Source organism: Neobacillus sp. BF23-41, from assembly GCF_041106275.1.
Genome location: NZ_JBGBPR010000003.1, coordinates 44900 through 65400, shown reverse-complemented (window position 1 = coordinate 65400; position 20501 = coordinate 44900). Strand labels below are relative to the sequence as shown.

23 protein-coding genes are annotated in these 20501 nt (G+C 37.5%); all 23 read left to right on the top strand.

From position 1 onward, the window contains the following. Positions 1-15: 15 nt before the first annotated feature. The 23 genes from AB7942_RS06045 (at position 16) to qcrB (ending at position 20469) form a co-directional block, all read left to right on the top strand. Positions 16-1071 (top strand): NAD(P)H-dependent glycerol-3-phosphate dehydrogenase, encoded by a 1056-nt coding sequence (locus tag AB7942_RS06045; RefSeq protein ID WP_483310845.1) that lies wholly within the window; start codon positions 16-18, stop codon positions 1069-1071. 305 nt (positions 1072-1376) lie between these two features. Further along, entirely contained in the window at positions 1377-1562 is a 186-nt protein-coding gene (locus tag AB7942_RS06040; protein ID WP_088088805.1) for a DUF2768 domain-containing protein, read from the top strand. Between the two features lie 34 nt (positions 1563-1596). Next, positions 1597-2307, top strand: coding sequence for a hypothetical protein (locus AB7942_RS06035; RefSeq protein WP_369446192.1), 711 nt, complete (start codon positions 1597-1599; stop codon positions 2305-2307). 286 nt (positions 2308-2593) lie between these two features. Continuing rightward, entirely contained in the window at positions 2594-4072 is a 1479-nt protein-coding gene (spoIVA, locus tag AB7942_RS06030; protein ID WP_369446191.1) for a stage IV sporulation protein A, read from the top strand. Between the two features lie 394 nt (positions 4073-4466). Continuing rightward, a complete protein-coding gene (gene hbs / locus AB7942_RS06025; protein WP_024030636.1) occupies positions 4467-4739 on the top strand; it encodes a non-specific DNA-binding protein Hbs in 273 nt (90 codons plus the stop codon). 152 nt (positions 4740-4891) lie between these two features. After that, positions 4892-5458, top strand: coding sequence for a GTP cyclohydrolase I FolE (folE, locus tag AB7942_RS06020; RefSeq protein WP_088088802.1), 567 nt, complete (start codon positions 4892-4894; stop codon positions 5456-5458). A 32-nt stretch (positions 5459-5490) separates the two neighbouring features. Beyond that, entirely contained in the window at positions 5491-5727 is a 237-nt protein-coding gene (gene mtrB, locus AB7942_RS06015) for a trp RNA-binding attenuation protein MtrB (RefSeq protein ID WP_088088801.1), read from the top strand. 213 nt (positions 5728-5940) lie between these two features. Next, positions 5941-6762 carry a heptaprenyl diphosphate synthase component 1 gene (locus AB7942_RS06010; RefSeq protein ID WP_369446190.1) on the top strand — a complete coding sequence of 274 codons (822 nt, stop codon included), beginning with the start codon at positions 5941-5943 and terminating at the stop codon, positions 6760-6762. Between the two features lie 7 nt (positions 6763-6769). Beyond that, entirely contained in the window at positions 6770-7474 is a 705-nt protein-coding gene (locus AB7942_RS06005; protein ID WP_369446189.1) for a demethylmenaquinone methyltransferase, read from the top strand. A 42-nt stretch (positions 7475-7516) separates the two neighbouring features. Continuing rightward, complete coding sequence (gene hepT, locus AB7942_RS06000) at positions 7517-8479, top strand: heptaprenyl diphosphate synthase component II (protein WP_088088799.1); 963 nt, start codon at positions 7517-7519, stop codon at positions 8477-8479. A 99-nt stretch (positions 8480-8578) separates the two neighbouring features. Further along, the gene (gene ndk / locus AB7942_RS05995) at positions 8579-9025 is read left to right on the top strand and encodes a nucleoside-diphosphate kinase (RefSeq protein WP_369446188.1); all 447 of its coding nucleotides are present in this window, start codon (positions 8579-8581) and stop codon (positions 9023-9025) included. 176 nt (positions 9026-9201) lie between these two features. Then, entirely contained in the window at positions 9202-10374 is a 1173-nt protein-coding gene (aroC, locus tag AB7942_RS05990) for a chorismate synthase (protein WP_369446434.1), read from the top strand. Then, entirely contained in the window at positions 10374-11444 is a 1071-nt protein-coding gene (gene aroB, locus AB7942_RS05985; protein ID WP_369446187.1) for a 3-dehydroquinate synthase, read from the top strand. The genes aroC and aroB overlap by 1 nt, the downstream gene beginning before the upstream one ends. A 13-nt stretch (positions 11445-11457) precedes the next feature. Then, positions 11458-11829, top strand: a complete 372-nt coding sequence (gene aroH / locus AB7942_RS05980) for a chorismate mutase (protein ID WP_369446186.1) — start codon at positions 11458-11460, stop codon at positions 11827-11829. Between the two features lie 54 nt (positions 11830-11883). Next, the gene (gene hisC, locus AB7942_RS05975; protein WP_335719645.1) at positions 11884-12981 is read left to right on the top strand and encodes a histidinol-phosphate transaminase; all 1098 of its coding nucleotides are present in this window, start codon (positions 11884-11886) and stop codon (positions 12979-12981) included. A 27-nt stretch (positions 12982-13008) separates the two neighbouring features. Continuing rightward, entirely contained in the window at positions 13009-14115 is a 1107-nt protein-coding gene (locus AB7942_RS05970; protein ID WP_369446185.1) for a prephenate dehydrogenase, read from the top strand. Between the two features lie 27 nt (positions 14116-14142). Further along, a complete protein-coding gene (gene aroA, locus AB7942_RS05965; protein WP_369446184.1) occupies positions 14143-15432 on the top strand; it encodes a 3-phosphoshikimate 1-carboxyvinyltransferase in 1290 nt (429 codons plus the stop codon). Between the two features lie 332 nt (positions 15433-15764). Then, complete coding sequence (locus AB7942_RS05960; protein WP_369446183.1) at positions 15765-16667, top strand: hypothetical protein; 903 nt, start codon at positions 15765-15767, stop codon at positions 16665-16667. Between the two features lie 21 nt (positions 16668-16688). Continuing rightward, positions 16689-17954 (top strand): tetratricopeptide repeat protein, encoded by a 1266-nt coding sequence (locus tag AB7942_RS05955; protein WP_369446182.1) that lies wholly within the window; start codon positions 16689-16691, stop codon positions 17952-17954. 32 nt (positions 17955-17986) lie between these two features. Continuing rightward, on the top strand, positions 17987-18553 hold the full coding sequence (locus AB7942_RS05950; RefSeq protein ID WP_098931625.1) for a ReoY family proteolytic degradation factor: 567 nt from the start codon (positions 17987-17989) through the stop codon (positions 18551-18553). A 124-nt stretch (positions 18554-18677) separates the two neighbouring features. Further along, a complete protein-coding gene (locus AB7942_RS05945) occupies positions 18678-19142 on the top strand; it encodes a YpiF family protein (protein WP_369446181.1) in 465 nt (154 codons plus the stop codon). Positions 19143-19285: 143 nt separating this feature from the next. Continuing rightward, positions 19286-19792 carry a QcrA and Rieske domain-containing protein gene (locus AB7942_RS05940; RefSeq protein WP_369446180.1) on the top strand — a complete coding sequence of 169 codons (507 nt, stop codon included), beginning with the start codon at positions 19286-19288 and terminating at the stop codon, positions 19790-19792. 2 nt (positions 19793-19794) lie between these two features. Next, positions 19795-20469 (top strand): menaquinol-cytochrome c reductase cytochrome b subunit, encoded by a 675-nt coding sequence (qcrB, locus tag AB7942_RS05935; RefSeq protein WP_026563914.1) that lies wholly within the window; start codon positions 19795-19797, stop codon positions 20467-20469. Positions 20470-20501: the final 32 nt, after the last annotated feature.

Sequence of the window (20501 nt, the reverse complement as noted above, 5' to 3'; positions counted from 1 at the left end):
TGGGTGTGATTTAAATTGAATGCTACTAAAACTGCAATAGCTGTTATCGGAGCAGGAAGCTGGGGAACCGCATTGGCAATGGTTCTTGCAGACAATGGACATGAAGTCCGTCTTTGGAGCCATAACGAGGTTCAGGTGAAAGAAATTAATGAAGAGCACACAAATAAGAAATATTTGCCTGAGATCGTTCTTTCAGAATTAATTGTGGGGTATGCTTCATTAAGTGATACATTAGCGGGAGTGGATACAATTATATTAGCTGTTCCCACGAAAGCAATACGTGAGGTAATTGGAAAAATTCGTGCCGTCCAAGCTGGTCCGATTTTGATCGCACACGTAAGTAAAGGAATCGAACCTGATTCATTAATGCGTATATCAGAAATAATAAGAGAAGAAATGCCCAAAGAATTGCTAAAAGATGTCGTTGTTCTGTCTGGTCCTAGTCATGCTGAAGAAGTAAGCCTTCGTCACCCAACAACGGTAACCGTTACTTCAGAAAATATGGCTGCTGCAGAAAAAGTACAGGATTTATTCATCAACAACAATTTTCGAGTGTACACGAATTCAGATATCATCGGTGTTGAAATAGGTGGTGCATTAAAAAATATTATTGCACTTGCAGCGGGTATTACAGATGGGCTTGGCTATGGTGATAATGCAAAAGCAGCCTTAATGACACGAGGATTAGCTGAAATTGCTCGTCTAGGTACCAAAATGGGAGCCAATCCATTAACTTTTTCAGGCCTAGCTGGAATAGGTGATTTAATTGTTACATGTACAAGCGTCCATTCAAGGAACTGGAGAGCGGGAAACCTATTAGGTAAAGGGAAAACCCTTAATGAGGTTTTGGATAACATGGGGATGGTTGTAGAGGGTGTGAGAACCACCAAAGCGGCTTATCAGTTAGCGAAAAAGTATGATGTAAACATGCCAATTACCTTTGCGCTATATGATGTCTTATTTAACGGGAAGAACGCAATAGACGCTGTAGATGTATTAATGGCACGTGGAAAGACCCACGAAATGGAAGATTTGGTTAATGTTTTAGATGAAAGGAATATTGAATACTAAAAAATGTCCCAAATGGAATTAAATAGGGGCGGGCAGTGTTACTGCTCATGAATATTTTTATTAATAAATAGGCGTTCTAAAGAGGCGCTTTGTGTCTAGATTGCATACAATGCAACGAAGCAACCTGGTAGTTTGACGCTGGAGTATGGGTTATTTAGTCTTTAAAGCTGAAGTAAAGAATTCGCCCCTCTTTACTTCAGTTTTTTTTTGGAGAGGAAGAGAACATGAAAGTTTTTAGTTTAAAATTTTTCTAGAAAAGTTATAGCTTGTGATATAATTAATTTTCGAAAAAGGGGGAGTTTAGTGTGTCACCAGCAATGTTTAAAATGTGGGTGTCGATTGCTGGAATGGGGTTTATGTTCCTTGCGATTATGACAATTTATTTCAGCAGATATAAGTTAAAAGGAGTATTTCGAATTATTACAGCAATTATCGCTTACTTATTAATGATTGTTTCTGGACTAACGCTTCTTATTGTTTTCTTAACATAATCGGGGTTAAATACATAAATAAAGTGGTGATCAAATGAAATGGAATGTGCTCGGTTGTTTTCTAGCTTTAACCGCTTTTTTACTGGCAGGATGCATGTATCCTCAAGAGGAATTAGCGAAGAATCAAATCCCTTATCAAGATCAAATCCAAGCTGTTCAAACCGCTGTGGATGCCTTTAGAGAGGAAAATAGCGGAATCCTTCCAATAAAAACAAAAGAAGCAGAAACGCCGATTTATCAGAAGTATCCAATTGAATTTAAAAAAATCACTCCAAAATATATCGCGGAGCCACCAGGAAATGCTTATGAAAATGGGGGGGTCTTCCAATATGTACTTGTAGATGTGGAGACCAAGCCGACTGTAAAATTATTTGATTTAAGAATAACAGATGTGATACGAGATATTAAATTACGAATTAAAACAAAAGGGTATCCACCATATAAAAAGCAAATTGCTAAAAATGTTTTTTCCCTTGATTTTAAACAGCTAGGATATAAAAAAGATCCTTTCATTGTCAGTCCGTTTTCTAATCAAAATTTATCTTTTGTCATAACTGGGAGTGCAGAAGTATATGTAGATTATCGCCCGGATTTATACCAAGCAATGAAAAAAACGGACGAGAAGGTAAAACCAGGGGAGGATATTCGCTCAATTTTAGTGAATGATTCAATGTTTGTGCCTGCCTATTCCTTGCCGTATACATGGGATTCTAAGACGAAAGAACCAGTATTTTTAGAAGAATAATGTGCTTATTCTTATATTTAGTCATAACCCTTTTCCTATGAAATATATTGTAGGAGAAGGGTTTTTTTTGCTAATGCCAAAGAAAAACATATATTGAAACCCTCCATTATATCAAATGTTCAGACACTACAGATACAAGAGAACCTAGTGAATTTTTAATAAGGGGGTAAAAAAGTTTTCGAAAAGTGTCATAACATTATAGGACAACGTCATAAACATATACTGTCCAAAAATACCTAAAATGGATGTTTAATCCCACTTTACTCTATGATCGGGAGGGGATCACTTGGAAAAGGTTGATATTTTTAAAGATATTGCCGAAAGAACAGGCGGTGATATTTATTTAGGGGTAGTAGGAGCAGTACGGACTGGAAAATCTACATTTATTAAAAAATTTATGGAGCTGGTCGTGTTACCGAATATAAACAGTGAAGCAGAGAGGTCACGGGCACTGGATGAACTGCCTCAAAGCGCTGCAGGAAAAACAATTATGACAACTGAACCGAAATTCGTGCCTAATCAAGCAGCAACTGTTCATGTTGATGATGGATTAAATGTCAATATTAGGCTAGTTGATTGTGTTGGTTATACAGTGCCAGGTGCTAAAGGTTATGAGGATGAAAATGGACCAAGAATGATTACTACCCCATGGTATGAGGAACCAATTCCTTTCCATGAAGCTGCTGAAATTGGCACTAGGAAAGTCATTCAGGAGCATTCCACTATTGGTGTGGTTGTTACAACGGATGGGACAATAGGTGAGATTCCAAGAAGTAACTATATTGAGGCAGAAGAAAGAGTTATCAACGAACTGAAGGAAGTTGGCAAACCGTTCATCATGGTTGTTAACAGTGCGCAGCCCTACCATCCAAGCACTGAAACGCTAAGATCGAGTTTAGCAGAAAAATATGATATCCCGGTAATTGCCATGAGTGTTGAAAGTATGCGCGACAGTGATGTTATGAATGTCCTACGTGAAGCACTTTACGAGTTCCCTGTACTTGAAGTCAATGTGAATTTGCCAAGCTGGGTTATGGTTCTAAGAGAAAACCATTGGCTTCGTGAAAGCTATCAAGATGCTGTCAAGGAAACTGTAAAAGATATCAAGAGATTAAGAGATGTTGATCGAGTTGTCCAACATTTTAGTGAGTTTGAATTTATTGAAAGAGCTGGATTAGCAGGAATTGAAATGGGCTCAGGGGTTGCTGAAATTGATTTAATTGCCCCAGATGAATTGTATGATGATATATTAAAAGAAATCGTTGGGGTAGAAATCCGCGGGAAAGATCATTTGCTCGAATTAATGCAGGATTTTGCCCATGCCAAAGCAGAGTATGATCACATTGCTGATGCCTTAAAAATGGTGAAACAAACGGGTTACGGAATTGCCTCACCAACACTTTCTGATATGAGTCTTGAAGAGCCGGAAATCATTCGTCAAGGTGCCCGGTTTGGCGTAAGGCTTCGTGCTGTAGCACCATCGATTCATATGATCAAAGTGGATGTAGAATCTGAATTCGCCCCAATTATTGGTACGGAAAAACAAAGTGAGGAGCTTGTAAGATACTTAATGCAGGATTTCGAAGATGACCCGTTATCCATTTGGAATTCAGACATCTTTGGCCGCAGCTTAAGCTCCATTGTTCGAGAGGGGATCCAAGCAAAGCTGAGTTTAATGCCAGAAAATGCAAGATATAAACTTAAAGAAACGTTAGAGAGAATTATCAACGAAGGCTCAGGCGGCTTAATTGCCATTATTCTATAGACTCTGACTCCTAATCGGGGTCTTTTTTTTGTGGAAATGAGGGTGAAGTATTTTTAGTTTCACGGTCATTAGTGAGAAAAATCTACCAAAATGGGCAAAATAAGTAGAAATTTGTTGAACAAAAGAAAAGATTACCATTATTTAATGAAATCTTCTTGATATGCTGAATTGATTATGATAATCTTTAAACTGAATTACGTTATAGTGTTTGAACCCTTATTTCATAAGGGTTTTCCTTTAAAAAATAGATTTGAGTTACCAATTTAGTTATTTATGGTTACTTTGGTAATAAAACCGAGCTATGACGTATAGAAATCAGAAAAATTGTTTAGAAATGTAGATAAGTAATCTTATTTACGAATCTTGATAATTTCTTTGGGAGGAGGTGAATGGCATGAACAAGACAGAACTTATTAATGCAGTTGCTGAAGCAAGCGAGCTTTCAAAAAAGGACGCTACTAAAGCAGTTGATGCTGTTTTTGATGCGATATTAGATGCTTTAAAAAATGGTGATAAAGTACAATTAATCGGTTTTGGAAACTTTGAAGTACGTGAGCGTGCAGCTCGTAAAGGTCGTAACCCTCAAACAGGTGAGGAAATCGAAATCGCTGCTAGCAAAGTTCCAGCTTTTAAACCAGGTAAAGCGCTTAAAGACGCAGTAAAATAATTACATAAATTTATTGCTAGAGGCGAATGCTTAAGTAAAAAGGTCATGGTAAAGTCCATGGCCTTTTTTCTACTTTTTTGCTTGAACTAAAAAGATTGTGCTAATATGTATTTGTCATATATACTTGACTGAACAATAGGGGGAATTTTAATATGTCACAAGTGAATCGTGCCCAAATTGAAGAAGCGGTACGTTTAATATTAGAAGCAATCGGTGAAGACCCAAACCGTGAAGGACTGCTTGATACACCTAAACGGGTAGCAAAAATGTATGAAGAAGTTTTTAGTGGATTAAATGAGGACCCGAAGAAGCATTTTGAAACCATCTTTAGTGAAGATCACGAAGAATTGGTATTGGTTAAAGATATCCCTTTTTATTCTATGTGTGAACACCATCTCGTTCCTTTCTTTGGTAAAGCACATGTAGCCTACATCCCGAAAAATGGTCGTGTTACTGGATTGAGTAAATTGGCAAGAGCTGTAGAAGCCGTAGCAAAAAGACCTCAACTCCAAGAACGGATTACTTCCACGATTGCTGAAAGCATGATGGAAAAATTAGAACCGCACGGAGTGATGGTGGTTGTCGAAGCAGAGCATATGTGTATGACCATGCGCGGTGTAAAAAAGCCAGGGTCTAAAACAGTAACCACTGCAGTCCGCGGTGTTCTAGCTGACGATGCGATTGCTCGGGCTGAAGTGCTATCTTTAATAAAATATTAGGCTAATTTTCCTAAAGTATTTGAGGTGATCAAATGGAAAAACGCTATCCACAAAATAGTGAGTATGTAGTTATTAAAGCGATTGATGATGGTGTCAGTGTAATCGGCTTAACAAGGGGCACAGATACAAAATTTCATCATTCTGAGAAGCTGGATAAAGGAGAAGTGCTTATCGCTCAATTTACTGAGCATACTTCTGCTATTAAAATCAGGGGAAATGCGAAAATTCTTACTCATCTGGGTGAAGTAGAAAGTGAATTGAAAAAATAAGATAATCAGTTCGAATCACATTGTTTTCATCTTATTTCATATGAGCGTAAATGATTATTTTGTGATTTTCTGCCTAAAGAAAACCTTTTATGATATAATGGTGTCTGCCTTGTTTTTAGAGAATGGTTAGGCTTTTCTTTATTAATCGGCATGAATTTTACTATGCAAATAGGAAATAAGAATACATAAAGACATTACTTCGGGGAAGCAAGGGTGATTAAATTGCTGGACATTCGACAAAAATTCACAAATATTAGAGAGCAGGTCGAAAAAAGAGTTTGTGACACATACTTGCTTAATTATATTGAAATTCCGATTATTGACGATGATAAACTGCTTCTTCTAGTCTCAATAATGGATCGCCTCGAATTGTCATACAGTGATATGCAGACCTACGCCTTGTCAACAATGTTAATTCAAATTGCCCTTGATACCCATGAACATATTACAGATGCATCTGTAGAGGAAAAAAATCGTCAATTAACCGTTCTAGCAGGCGATTATTTTAGTGGCTTATATTATAAGCTTTTAGCAGATTCGGAAGATATAATGATGATCAAGGCACTTTCTAGAGGAATTAAAGAAGTCAATGAAAATAAAATTTCTGTATATCAAAATGAAATTTTAGACATAGAAGAGCTAATGACAAGTATTGGGATGATTGAAAGTTCCTTACTTGCCCATCTTTCCGAATATTTTAAAGTGGATTTATGGAATGATTTTCTAGAAAAACTGCTTTTATTTAAACGTTTACTTCATGAAAAACGTCAATTTTTACAAACAGGAAGTTCCGTATTGTTCGAAGCCCTAAAAACAATTGTTTTCCCAATCAATAATAATAAGGCGAAAGAGTTGTCTAGGGAACAGCAAAATCACTTATTTCTGTGTTGCGACCATCATCTTGAAAGGTCAAAAGAAGTTATTGAAAAGGGATTAGAACAGTTGCCATACTTAAATGAATTACTTGAGAAAAGGATTTTATCAATCTTAAGCCAATACCAGCCAAATGCAAAAACTTTTGTGGAAGAAGGGTAATAAAAACATGCAGGAATCGAAAGAACAGCGAGTTCACAATGTGTTTGAAAAGATATCTGATAACTACGATAAAATGAATTCTGTTATCAGTTTTCAACAGCACATCAAGTGGCGGAAAGACACGATGAAAAAAATGAATGTGCAGCCTGGTTCAAAAGCTCTCGATGTTTGCTGTGGTACTGCTGATTGGACAATAGCCTTAGCAGAAGCGGTTGGTCCAACAGGTGGAGTTACTGGATTGGATTTTAGCCAAAACATGCTCAATGTGGGTATTGATAAGGTTAAAGAACTCGGGTTAAAACAGGTCAAGTTTGTACATGGGAATGCAATGGAACTCCCTTTTCCAGATAATAGTTTTGATTATGTAACGATTGGCTTTGGTTTAAGGAATGTCCCTGATTACCTGCAAGTTTTAAAAGAAATGCACCGAGTAGTAAAGCCAGGTGGAATCGCTGTCTGTCTAGAGACATCACAACCTACACTAATTGGCTATAAACAGCTCTATTATTTTTATTTTCGCTTTATTATGCCGATGTTTGGTAAATTGCTTGCAAAAAGCTATCGAGAGTATGCATGGCTTCACGAGTCAGCACGTGATTTTCCAGGGATGAGGGAGCTTGCTAAAATGTTTGAGCAAGCCGGCTTCAAAGATGTGAAATACAAACCATATAGCGGCGGTGCTGCAGCTGTACATATTGGTAAAAAAAATTAATTTATTGAACTCGAAGACAGGATGAAAAGCTGGTGAATTCAAATGAAATTAAAAATGATGTATTCATTTTTAAATTCGGATATTAACTTGATTGAAAAAAAGTTAGAAGAGACTATAAAGGCAGATTCCCTTCTGCTTAGACAGGCTTCTATGCATACATTACAAGCCGGCGGGAAAAGAATTCGTCCTGTTTTTGTTTTGCTTGCAGGAAAATTTGGTAAATATGATATCCATGTGATGAAGAATGTTGCTGTTGCGCTTGAATTAATTCATATGGCATCACTTGTCCATGATGATGTGATCGATGATGCTGATCTTCGCCGTGGCCAGCCTACCGTGAAATCCAAATGGGATAACAAAATTGCCATGTATACAGGTGACTTTGTTTTTGCTCTTGCGATCGAATTGATGACTAATATCGAAAATCCCGAAGCCCATAAAATTTTAGCCAATACGATTGTTGAAGTGTCAGTAGGTGAAATTCAACAAATTAAAGATAAATATCGCTTTAATCAAAATCTGCGAGATTATCTCCGCAGAATTAAGAGGAAAACGGCCCTGTTAATTGCAGTTAGCTGCCAATTAGGAGCTATAGCTGCAGAGGTTGAAGAATCCATCCATAAAAAACTTTATCGGTTCGGGTATTACGTCGGAATGTCTTACCAAATAATTGATGATATTTTAGACTTTACCTCAACTGAGAAGGAACTTGGGAAGCCTGCTGGCGGAGACCTAGTACAGGGAAATGTTACTGCCCCAGCTCTTTACGCAATGGAAAATGATGAAATCCGTAATGAAATAGAAAAGGTCAATGAGGAAATGGATGCTCATGAAATAACAAAGATTATTTCGTTAATTAAGCAATCAGGAGCAATCGAAAAATCATTCGCACTAAGCGATCTTTACTTACAAAAAGCTTTAGCAGAACTAGAGGGGATACCTGCGAATAAAGCCAAAAAAACCCTAAATGATATTGCAAAGGTTATTGGGAAACGAAAATTCTAAACACCTTGTTAAATTTTCGAAAAAATGATAATATTTTTCATGGATTGTATCTTAAATACAATCAATATACATAATAATTAATTTTTAGGAGTGGAATTCATGGAAAAAACATTTTTAATGGTAAAGCCCGATGGTGTACAGCGTAACCTAATTGGAGAAATCGTCTCACGTTTTGAAAGAAAGGGCTTTCAATTGGTTGGAGCAAAGTTAATGAGCATTCCCAATGAACTAGCTGAAGAACATTATGGTGAGCACAAGGAGCGTCCGTTCTTCGGTGAATTAGTAGATTTCATCACTTCTGGCCCTGTTTTTGCAATGGTCTGGCAAGGTGAAAATGTCATCGCTACTGCCCGTCAAATGATGGGTGCTACCAATCCAAAAGATGCTGCAACAGGTACTATTCGCGGTGATTTTGGTTTAACTGTTGGTAAAAATGTTATTCATGGCTCAGATTCACTTGCGAGTGCAGAGCGTGAAATTGGTTTATTTTTTAAAGATTCTGGTGTTGTAGAATACAATAAACTAGTTAACGAATGGATATATTAATTAAATAAGAAGAGGCACTTGTATAGCAATTTACAAGTGCCTTTTTTGTTTAGAAAAATATATTTTGAATATATTTATTCTCTTTTATCTGAATAGTTATACTATGTTTATTGGGCGCTATATGGTATATTGATAAAAAAATTCTTTAATGAGTTGAAGGGGGAAAGAGTATGGGGATGAGATACTTAACAGCAGGAGAATCCCATGGGCCGCAATTAACAACAATTTTAGAAGGCCTCCCTGCTGGAATGCCATTATTATTAGAAGATATAAATGAGGAATTATCCAGACGCCAAAAAGGATATGGCCGTGGAAGAAGAATGCAAATTGAAAAGGATACAGCCCAAATCGTTTCGGGAGTCCGTCACGGCTACACTCTTGGCTCTCCAATAGCATTAGTAGTTCAAAACAATGACTGGAAGCATTGGACGAAGATTATGGGAGCGGAGCCCCTAGATGAAGGCCAGGAGGATGAAGTTAAACGTAAAGTAACTCGTGCCCGTCCTGGTCATGCGGATTTAAATGGTGCGATTAAATATGGACATAGGGATATGAGAAATGTCCTTGAACGCTCTTCTGCCCGTGAGACAACTGTTAGAGTCGCTGCAGGTGCTGTTGCCAAGAAACTTTTATCATTGGTAGGAGTTGAACTAGTTTCACATGTCGTTGAAATCGGTGGAATAAAAGCTAATGCAGATCATTCACTTACTTTTGAGGCATTAAAGGACAAGACAGAAAATTCTCCTGTACGATGTGCTGACCCTAATGTGGAAAAGGATATGATGGCTGCTATTGATGAAGCGAAGAAAAATGGTGATTCGATCGGCGGAGTCGTGGAAGTGATTGCGAAAGGTATGCCAGCTGGAGTTGGGAGTTACGTGCACTATGATCGTAAATTGGATGGAAAATTAGCTGCTGCCATTATGAGTATAAATGCGTTTAAGGGTGTAGAAATTGGCATTGGTTTTGAGGCCGCTAGCAAACCGGGAAGCGAAGTCCATGATGAGATAGCTTGGGATCAAGAAAAAGGTTATTACCGCAAGACCAACAGACTGGGTGGCTTTGAAGGTGGAATGACGACTGGCATGCCAATTGTTGTCAGAGGTGTGATGAAACCAATCCCCACATTATATAAACCACTGATGAGCGTAGATATTGATACTAAGGAGCCATTTGCTGCGAGTGTTGAACGCTCAGACAGTTGTGCTGTACCTGCTGCTGCAGTGGTTGCAGAGAATGTTGTTGCATGGGAACTTGCAAACGCCCTGATTGAACAATTTTACAGCGACCGCTTTGATGCTTTTGCTACTGAAATAAAAAGGCAGAGAGAATTTGCGAGGGAGTTTTAATGGAAACCATTCAAATTCAAACAGCGTCAAAAAACTATAATGTATTTGTGGGGGAAGGTGTAAGTCAGGAGCTTGGCCCTTTTTTGGAGAATCATTTTGAGGGTCTAACCAGAATATTAATTATTACAGATGAAACAGTTGCTAAGCTGCATCTAGAAAAATTATTGTTTGAGCTTAAAACGTTTGATCCCGTAATTTTTACTGCCCCTAGTGGCGAAAAGGCAAAAACCTTTGAAGTTTATTATTCTGCGCTTTCAACTGCTCTTGAAAACCGACTTGACCGCAAATCTGTTATTCTTTCATTTGGCGGCGGTGCAGTAGGAGATTTGTCAGGATTTGTTGCCGCCTCTTTTATGAGAGGTATACCTTTTATTCAAGTCCCAACTACCATATTAGCTCATGATAGTGCTGTTGGCGGAAAGGTAGCGATCAATCATCCACTCGGGAAAAATATGATAGGAGCCTTTCATCAGCCAGAAGCCGTCTTTTATGATTTAGAATTTTTAAAAACACTTCCTGCTCATGAAATTCGTTCGGGATTTGCAGAGGTTATTAAACATGCACTTATTGATGATTCCGATTTTTTTGATTGGCTGAAAGAAAATGTGGAAGACCTTCAAACCTTACCAATGGAGTTGTTATCGGAATCCCTAATCAAAGGGATAAAGGTAAAAGGTAAAATCGTCAGTCAGGATGAAAAAGAAACTGGAATTCGGGCTTACTTGAATTTAGGTCATACGTTAGGTCATGCTATTGAATCAGAAATGGGTTATGGGAATTTTACTCATGGGGAAGCAGTAATGGTAGGGATGATTTTTGCATTAAAGGTAAGTAAAAAATTACTAGGGCTTTCATTCGATTTAGAAGAATTCACCAACTGGATTGAGAGACTTGGGTATGCATCGAAAATACCTGAAAATCTATCTCATGAAAATTTAATTAATAAAATGAAGCAGGATAAAAAATCTGTTAGGCATTCGATTCGTTTTGTATTACTCGAACAATTGGGTCAGCCAGTCCTAAAGGAAATATCAGAAACAGATTTATTTGAAGAGTTAAAAAGTTCTTAAAGGGGGTCTTGTCTTGATAAGAGGGATGAGGGGAGCAATCACAGTTAATCAGAACACAGAGGAAGCAATTATTACTGCGACAGAAGAACTGCTGGAGAAGATAATTGAGGAAAACCATATCCAACCTGAATTAGTTGCATCTGTTTTCATTTCAACAACAAAGGATATTAATGCAGTATTCCCGGCAAAGGCATTGCGTAAATTTGAGGGGTGGACTTACGTACCTGTCATGTGTATGCAAGAAATGCCTGTTCCAGATTCCTTGAAAATGTGTGTTAGAATCATGATGCATGTAAATACAACACAATCTCAAGAAGAAATTAACCATGTATACTTAAAAGGGGCTAAAGTCCTTAGACCCGACCTAAGCAATAGTTTAGCGTAATGGGAGGTTCTTTTTGGAAGATAGAATAAGTCTACAAGAATGGAGTGTATAAATATGAGATGGAAAGAGCAGTTATTAACACTGACTCCCTATCAACCAGGAAAATCAATAGAGGCAGTAAAGAAGCAATATAAACTCGACCAAATTGTTAAGCTAGCATCAAATGAAAATCCTTTTGGATGTTCAGAACAGGTGTTAACCGCACTTCAATCGAATCAAACAAGTTTAGCGATTTACCCTGATGGGTACGCTACAAATTTAAGAGAGACACTTGCTTCATTTTTACAGGTTGACGAGGATGAATTAATATTCGGTAATGGTTCTGATAATCTTATCCAAATAATTTCTAGGGCACTTTTACATCCGAACGCCAATTCAATTATGGCGACACCTACCTTTTCACAATATAAGCATAATGCTGTTATTGAAGGGGCAGTTAGTAAGGAAGTGCCGCTACTAAACGGAGAACATGATTTAGATGCAATGCTTGCAGCTATTGATGAACAGACCAATGTTATTTGGCTATGCAGCCCAAATAACCCTACCGGTACATATATACCAGAAAATAAATTAATTGCTTTTCTAGAAAAAGTTCCATCAGATATTCTGGTTGTATTGGATGAAGCCTATTATGAATATGTTGTTGCTGATGATTACTATGATTCCGTTAACCTAGCTCGTAAGTATGAAAATTTAATTGTCCTAAGAACTTTTTCTAAAATATATGGACTTGCTGCCTTGAGAATTGGATATGGGGTTGCCAATCGCTCGATTATAAAAGCGCTTGAACCTGCGAGGGAGCCGTTTAATGTTAATTCTTTAGGTCAATTAGCAGCATCAGCAGCAATCAAGGACCAGGAATTTATAAAAGTCTGCAAAGAAAAAAATAGGCAGGGGCTTGAACAGTTTTATCAATTCTGTGGTGAGAATGAACTTGATTTTTATCCATCACAAACTAACTTTATTTTAATTGATTGTAAAATGGATGGTGATCAGGTTTTCCAACATTTATTGGAGAGAGGATATATCGTCCGTTCCGGAAAAGCTCTTGGTTTTCCAACCGGTGTTAGAATTACAGTAGGCTCCTATGAACAAAATGTCGGTGTCCTAAAAGCACTCGGAGAATCCTTAGCTATTAGTAAAACAGAGTAGTGCTTTGTTGTTTAGGGGGAGTTATCATTGAAAGGCCGTGTATTTGTAATTGGCTTAGGATTAATTGGCGGTTCTCTAGCCCTTTGTATAAAAAAGGAGCATAAGGATGTAACAATTGTAGGATTTGATATTAATAGTGAACAAGCAAGGCTTGCAAAAATGCTTGGGGTCATTGATGAAATAGCTGAAGATATTTACAGTGGTGCAATTGACGCTAATTTAATTATTATTTCTGCACCTGTAAATGAAACAGAGGAAATTATTCAGTTCCTTGCGGGCCTACCTCTCCATCCAGAGGTAATCGTGACAGATACAGGTAGTACAAAAAGCAAGATTGTCGGAAGTGCCAAGAGCCTAAAGGACCGAGGAATCACCTTTATTGGCGGGCATCCAATGGCGGGCTCCCATAAAAGTGGTGTATCTGCTGCTAAAGAAATATTATTTGAAAATGCCTTTTACCTGTTAACACCGCAAGAACATGTAGAAAATAAAAAGGTAGAATTATTAAAAGCATGGTTATATGGCACCAATGCCAAGTTTTTAACTATTACTCCAGAAAACCATGATTATCTCACAGGAATTGTCAGTCATTTTCCTCATATCATTGCTGCCTCCATTGTTCGCCAAACGGAAAAACTAGCAGAAGCAGAAAGTCTTATTCCACGACTAGCAGCTGGCGGATTTAGGGATATAACTAGGATTGCTTCGAGCAGCCCAAAGATGTGGAAGGATATTCTCCTGCACAACCGTGAAATCTTAATTGAATTACTCGATCAATGGCAAGAAGAAATGAATGGGGTTAAAACATTACTTGAAAATGAAAATAGTTCTGCAATTTACGACTATTTTCAGCAAGCAAAACAATTTCGTGATGGCTTGCCACTGAAAGAAAAAGGTGCGATTCCGGCATTTTATGATTTATTTGTCGATGTTCCAGATTACCCGGGTGTGATTTCGGAAATTACTGGCTATTTAGCTAAGGAAGAAATTAGCATTACAAATATTCGGATTCTAGAAACACGAGAAGATATTAATGGAGTCTTAGTGATTAGTTTTCAAACAGAAGAGGATCGGCAAAATGCTGAACGCTGTATTGGCAGTTATTCCAACTATGCAACAACTATTGGTTCCTAAAATGATATGAATAAAAGGTGATTTTTCATGACGTCATTAAAACTTAAAACTAACATAAATGGTTTAAATGGTAAGATAACAATTCCAGGGGATAAATCGATTTCGCATAGATCTGTTATGTTTGGTTCGATCGCATATGGTGAAACCAAGGTAACTAATTTCTTGCCTGGAGAAGATTGCTTAAGTACAATTTCATGCTTTCGAAAACTCGGAGTTACTATTGAGGAATCTGATAATCAACTTCGCATTATTGGAAAAGGTTTTGAGGGATTAACTGAGCCGACTGAAGTACTGGATGTTGGTAATTCAGGAACAACGATCCGTTTATTAATGGGTATTTTGGCAGGAAGACCATTTTTCTCATCTCTTGTGGGCGATGAGTCAATTGGAAAAAGGCCAATGACCAGGGTTACGAACCCATTATCAGAAATAGGTGCAAGAATAGATGGGCGAAAAGATGGTTCCTTCACTCCGATTTCCATCCGTGGTGGTGGGCTAAAACCTGTAAACTACCACCTTCCAGTTGCTAGTGCACAGGTGAAATCTGCGCTTATTCTTGCGGGACTGCAAGCAGAAGGACAAAGTATTATTATTGAGCCAGAGGAAACTCGCGACCATACTGAAAGAATGATCAAAAAATTTGGTGGAGAAATCCATAAGGATAACCAAAAGATTATGGTTAAGGGTGGTCAAAAGCTGACAGCAACGTCGATTCATGTACCTGGGGATATATCGTCTGCAGCGTTCTTTCTTGTGGCTGGTGCTGTTATTCCTGACAGTGAAATTGTTCTGAAAAATGTTGGCCTAAACCCTACCAGAACGGGCATTATCGAGGTAATGAAAAAGATGGGCGCAGACTTGGAGATTGTTCAAAATGAGGAAACTCCTTTTGAACCATTTGGTGACCTCATTATAAAGACATCCAGTCTCAAAGGTACAGTCATTGAAGGTGACTTAATTCCAAAATTAATTGATGAAATACCAATTATTGCCCTTTTAGCAACACAAGCTGAAGGGACGACCATTATTAAAGATGCTGAGGAATTAAAAGTTAAGGAAACAAACCGAATAGATACAGTGGTTAATGAGTTGAAAAAATTAGGTGCTAAAATCGAAGCGACTGAAGATGGAATGATTATATACGGAAAATCCGTATTAAGCGGCGGAACGGTTTCAAGTCATGGCGATCATCGGATTGGGATGATGCTGGCAATAGCAGCACTCCTATGTGAAAATGAAGCAGAACTAGTGAATCCCGAAGCAATTTCAGTTTCTTATCCTAACTTCTTTGCTCATTTAAACAGTCTCATTAAGTAAAGCTGCGTTTTAATGCAGCTTTTTTTTTATTTTTGGTTCTGTTAAACTTAGCTGTTGATTTCCGCTCCAGGCGCGTGCGGTTCGCGGGCGGTCCGGGGAGCCTCCTCGGCGCTAAGCGCCTGCGGGGTCTCCCCTGCCCTGTCCTCCCGCAGGAGTCTTCGCGCCTTCCGCTCCAATCAACTTGGCTATAAAATCAACAGTAACCTTTAACACAGCATTATTTTTAATTGTATTTGATTTTGTTAGAATGTCATAGTTTTTTGATTTTTCGCATAGCTTGTCATAAGGAAATAAAGTGAAAGCTTGCAAAGAAAAAAATAAGGTGGTGGACGATGTATATCATTGAAAATGCCAATCTCCTTAAAGACAAGCAGTTGAAAACATGTTCGCTATTAATTAGTAAAAATCGTATAGCTAAAATTGATTCGCATTTTAGTCATTATAGACTGATAAAAATGAATGCTGGTCCATTTATCATGACCCCGTCATATGTCCTTTTTAATTCAAATATCCCACAAATTAAATCCTTTCAAGAATTAAAAAGGTGTCTGATTAAGGAATTTATGTTGAAAGGATGCACCACCTTATTTACCTATGTTAATGTTTCCTATGAAAATGAATTAACCACTAAAATTACCGAACTAAAAACGGCTCTATTAAGTAGTCCTATTGACTATTTAATAGGGGTAAGAGTACCGATTCGATTGTTAACACAATCGTTTATTAGGAAATGTAAGAAGGAAAAAATACCAGCTATTTTTGTTGACCTGCAAAACTTTGATGAATTAGAAAAAATACCTTGGGGCTGGATTAAAGAAGCCATGTTTCCCTTCAACAGTCCTTTAATTCCAATAATTTCTTCCGTCCAGAAGAAGGAAGTGAAGACAGTTTTGTCGAAATGGAAAGGTATCATGAAAAGAGAAAATATCCCTGCACTATACGAAGAAATAGAAGAAAATTACCCATTGACTATTACTGTATTAAATAAAATCGGTTTATACCCTCAAAAAGCTAGTTTAATGAGTGGTACTGAGGTAAGTTATAATCTATACACAAAAATAAATGAGATCAAGAATATTGATGAAGTGAATTTATTTCATTATCATGGTGATAGACTCGTAGTGACTGTTCACAAGGGAACGGTTCAACGTGCAGGTGATAACGTGATATTTAAACCTGGTAATGGAGAACATGTTAGGGTGCAAACCCCATCTTATTTTTCTCTGTCAATCTAGGAGAACGAGAGGTAAGTGTCAATGGAAAGAGTAAATAAAATTATTAACATGTTAGAAAATGGCCAACATAATGATGCTTTAAATGAATATAATGTTGTATTAAAAAGTGGAATGCCAGATGAGAAATTCCTTCTAGGAGAAGAAATGTATCAATATGGTTTCCTTGATGAGGCAAAGGCATTAGTTGAAAATTTGTTAGAGATATTCCCTGAGGAAGGTGAGCTCCTTGTTCTGCTAGGTGAAATATTAGTCGAGGCTGGGGAAGATGAAGAAGCGATACTTGTCCTTGAAAAGATATCAGAACATGATGCAAATTTTGGACAATCATTACTCTTGTTAGCCGATCTTTATCAAGTTCAGGGTTTATATGAAGTTTGTGAACGAAAGCTTCTAAAAGCAAAGGAGATATTGCCAGATGAAGTTATCATAGATTTTGCATTAGGTGAACTTTACAGTGAACAAGGTGAAATATCAAAGGCAATGGATGCGTATGAAAAGGTTTTAAAAGAAGTAAATGAAATAGCTGGAGTGAATATTGACCAACGAATTGCAGACCTTTTAAGTGCATCTGGAATGTTTGAGGAATCCCTGGTTTATTACGAGAAGGCAATTAATGTAAAATTAGAGATTAACACGTTATTCGGATACGCTTTTACAGCTCTTCAGGCTGGATATAATCGAACTGCTATAGAAAAATTCATTGAATTAAAAGCGCTGGATCCTGAATATCATTCACTTTATTTACATCTTGCGTTAGCTTATGAACGGGAGGAAGAGTTTGAGAATAGTTTACTCACGATTCAAGAAGGCATAAAACAAGATGAATTTAATAAAGAGTTATTTTTCTTTGGTGGGAAAATTGCCATCAAGTTAGGAAAAGTGGAGGAAGGAGAAAAATATTTTCGTGAGGCACTTGCCCTAGATCCAGGATTTACAGAAGCTGCACTAACATTAAATAAGCTATTTTTCCTCCAAGAAAGATATGAGGATGTCATTGAGTTAATTGCTCAACTTGACATTAAGGAAGATGAAGAACCCCAGCTCTTATGGGATTCTGCACTTAGCTTTCATAAGTTAGAAAAATTTTCTTACGCATTAGACAAATATGAAAGTGCATATACTTTTTTTAAGAAAAATGAAACATTTTTACATGATTACGGTTATTTTTTAATTGAAGAAGGAAAAACCGACCGCGCTGCCGAAATTTTTAAACAACTGCTTAATGAAGATCCAACAAACGTCGAGTATTTGGATTTACTTGAACGTCTTACAGGGTTGAAAGATTAAAAAAGCTGATTCTGCAGAGGAGGGAAACTATCATGGCAACCCCTGTTTCTGTCAACGAGAAGAAGGACTTTATTCGCTGGTTTCTAAATCATTATCAATTAAAGAGAAGAGAATGCGTATGGATCCTCAACTATCTTATGAGCCACGATCAACTGATGGAAAAGGTTCATTTCGTTGAGCAAGCACAGTATTGTCCGAGAGGTTTGATTATGTCTACACATTGTGTGGATAAAGTTCCGTTTCGATTCTATAAAGAAAATGTGATGACGACGGACGCAGAAAAATCCTTTCACGATATTCGTTTAAATCGAGACGAGGATATTTTTATCCAATTAAACTTTCATGCTGCCAATCAGGCGCACCAGTATGCTGCTGTTCTAGAAGAAAATTTATACGTTCCTAAACATTTGCAAGTAAATGAAAAGGATGGAATCGTTGCAGAACAATTACTGCAGCACAGCATCGAACACTTTCAACGTGAGAAAATTCTTCAATTGATTGACGAGGCACTAGATAAACACGATCGCAAAGCATTCCTAAACTTAACACAAAAATTAAATAATTTGACAATGACTGAACAAAAAGGAAGTTTGCGATAAGCAGCTTCCTTTTGTTTGTTTTTTTCTTTCATAAGAATTTTACTAAATATTCCTCTTTATCTTTTATTGTTAATGTGGAAAATGATATTATATTAATAGTGAAATTAAAGGTTGGTGCAAAGATATGAAGTGGATACCTCAAGATATTGAGACGTATTTGAATGCCAAAGAGTATGTGGACACAGCTGTTGTTCCGTTAATTTCAGTTTCCATAGGGGGGGAGATAAAACAGTCAGCGGCAGCAGCAGAGTTTATCACTTTATTAACAGGGTATTTAGAAAGGCAATTTACGGGAAGATTAATATTAATCCCGCCATTTACATATCTAAATTCCAAAAATGGTGAAAGTACCTTAAGTGATTTGAAGGATTGGGAGGCTAGCCTAGCAAAGGGGGAGTTTAAACATATTTTTTACATAACATCAGAAATAGAGTGGAGAGCACGGGAAAAAGAACTTCATGGCACGGTAATTTGGCTTCCATCAATCCCGCTTGAGCATATGAATGATTCGCAAAAAATAGGAGTTATTGATAGTCAAGTTAAGCAGCTCTTAGTTCTCTTTACGCAAAAATGGCATGAAAATCAGTAAAACCAACGATAATATATGTTTTTAAAATAGTATGATATTGACCTAACATGAAGATTGATATATCATTGTTATGTCCTAGTTTTATATGTGTTAAATTATTGTCCGATGGACTTAACTTCGTGAATAGAGGGGGGGATATAAGCATGAGTAAGCAACGCGTTTCAAGACGTCAATTTTTAAGTTACACCCTAACAGGGGTAGGCGGCTTCATGGCGGCTGGTATGCTAATGCCAATGGTAAGATTTGCAGTTGATCCTGTTTTAAAGGCTGAAGTAGGCGGCGATTTTGTTGCTACAAAGCAAAAGGTATCTGATTTAACAAAAGATCCAGTTAAAGTTGACTTTACCTTTAAACAAAAGGATGCCTGGTATGAGTCAGAAGTAACGAATATTGCCTGGGTTTATAAGGATGATGCGGGGAAAATTGTAGCCCTTTCGCCTACTTGTAAACATTTGGGTTGTACTGTTAACTGGAATACTGACAAGGAACATCCAGGTCAATTCTTCTGTCCGTGCCATTATGGCCGCTACGAGAAAAACGGTAAAAACATTCCAGGAACACCGCCATTAGCACCACTTGATGTATATCCATTCAAGGAAAAAGATGGTTATCTTTATCTCGGTAAAGCTCAACCACGGAAGGAGGCGTAACTATGTTAAACAAAATTTACGACTGGGTAGATGAACGTTTAGATATTACGCCTTTGTGGCGAGATATCGCAGACCATGAAGTACCTGAGCATGTTAATCCAGCGCATCACTTTTCAGCGTTTGTATATTGCTTTGGAGGTCTTACTTTCTTCGTAACCGTAATTCAAATTCTTTCTGGTATGTTTCTAACCATGTACTATGTACCAGATATTAAAAACGCATGGGAATCTGTTTATTATCTTCAAAATGAAGTTGCTTTTGGACAAATTGTACGTGGAATGCATCACTGGGGTGCAAGTTTAGTACTTGTAATGATGTTTTTACATACTCTACGCGTCTTTTTCCAAGGTGCCTATAAAAAACCTCGTGAATTGAACTGGGTTGTCGGGGTACTTATTTTCTTCGTCATGCTTGGCTTAGGTTTTACAGGGTACCTATTACCTTGGGATATGAAAGCGTTATTCGCTACAAAAGTAGGTCTGCAGATTGCCGAAGCGACACCATTCATCGGTACTCAAGTTAAGGTTTTACTTGCTGGTCATGAACACATTGTTGGTGCTCAAACATTAACCCGCTTCTTTGCAATTCATGTATTCTTCCTGCCTGGTGCATTGCTTGGACTAATGGGAGCTCACTTCTTAATGATTCGTAAACAAGGTATTTCCGGACCACTATAAAACGGTTTTATTTTAATCGCAGTTTATTTCTA

What these genes read in the sequence shown, in the direction of transcription:
- AB7942_RS06035 (WP_369446192.1), top strand. Translation starts at nt 1,597, where the DNA reads ATGAAATGGAATGTGCTCGGTTGTTTTCTAGCTTTAACCGCTTTTTTA.
- hbs (WP_024030636.1), top strand. Translation starts at nt 4,467, where the DNA reads ATGAACAAGACAGAACTTATTAATGCAGTTGCTGAAGCAAGCGAGCTT.
- folE (WP_088088802.1), top strand. Translation starts at nt 4,892, where the DNA reads ATGTCACAAGTGAATCGTGCCCAAATTGAAGAAGCGGTACGTTTAATA.
- mtrB (WP_088088801.1), top strand. Translation starts at nt 5,491, where the DNA reads ATGGAAAAACGCTATCCACAAAATAGTGAGTATGTAGTTATTAAAGCG.
- AB7942_RS06005 (WP_369446189.1), top strand. Translation starts at nt 6,770, where the DNA reads ATGCAGGAATCGAAAGAACAGCGAGTTCACAATGTGTTTGAAAAGATA.
- hepT (WP_088088799.1), top strand. Translation starts at nt 7,517, where the DNA reads ATGAAATTAAAAATGATGTATTCATTTTTAAATTCGGATATTAACTTG.
- ndk (WP_369446188.1), top strand. Translation starts at nt 8,579, where the DNA reads ATGGAAAAAACATTTTTAATGGTAAAGCCCGATGGTGTACAGCGTAAC.
- aroC (WP_369446434.1), top strand. Translation starts at nt 9,202, where the DNA reads ATGAGATACTTAACAGCAGGAGAATCCCATGGGCCGCAATTAACAACA.
- aroB (WP_369446187.1), top strand. Translation starts at nt 10,374, where the DNA reads ATGGAAACCATTCAAATTCAAACAGCGTCAAAAAACTATAATGTATTT.
- hisC (WP_335719645.1), top strand. Translation starts at nt 11,884, where the DNA reads ATGAGATGGAAAGAGCAGTTATTAACACTGACTCCCTATCAACCAGGA.
- aroA (WP_369446184.1), top strand. Translation starts at nt 14,143, where the DNA reads ATGACGTCATTAAAACTTAAAACTAACATAAATGGTTTAAATGGTAAG.
- AB7942_RS05960 (WP_369446183.1), top strand. Translation starts at nt 15,765, where the DNA reads ATGTATATCATTGAAAATGCCAATCTCCTTAAAGACAAGCAGTTGAAA.
- AB7942_RS05955 (WP_369446182.1), top strand. Translation starts at nt 16,689, where the DNA reads ATGGAAAGAGTAAATAAAATTATTAACATGTTAGAAAATGGCCAACAT.
- AB7942_RS05950 (WP_098931625.1), top strand. Translation starts at nt 17,987, where the DNA reads ATGGCAACCCCTGTTTCTGTCAACGAGAAGAAGGACTTTATTCGCTGG.
- AB7942_RS05945 (WP_369446181.1), top strand. Translation starts at nt 18,678, where the DNA reads ATGAAGTGGATACCTCAAGATATTGAGACGTATTTGAATGCCAAAGAG.
- AB7942_RS05940 (WP_369446180.1), top strand. Translation starts at nt 19,286, where the DNA reads ATGAGTAAGCAACGCGTTTCAAGACGTCAATTTTTAAGTTACACCCTA.
- qcrB (WP_026563914.1), top strand. Translation starts at nt 19,795, where the DNA reads ATGTTAAACAAAATTTACGACTGGGTAGATGAACGTTTAGATATTACG.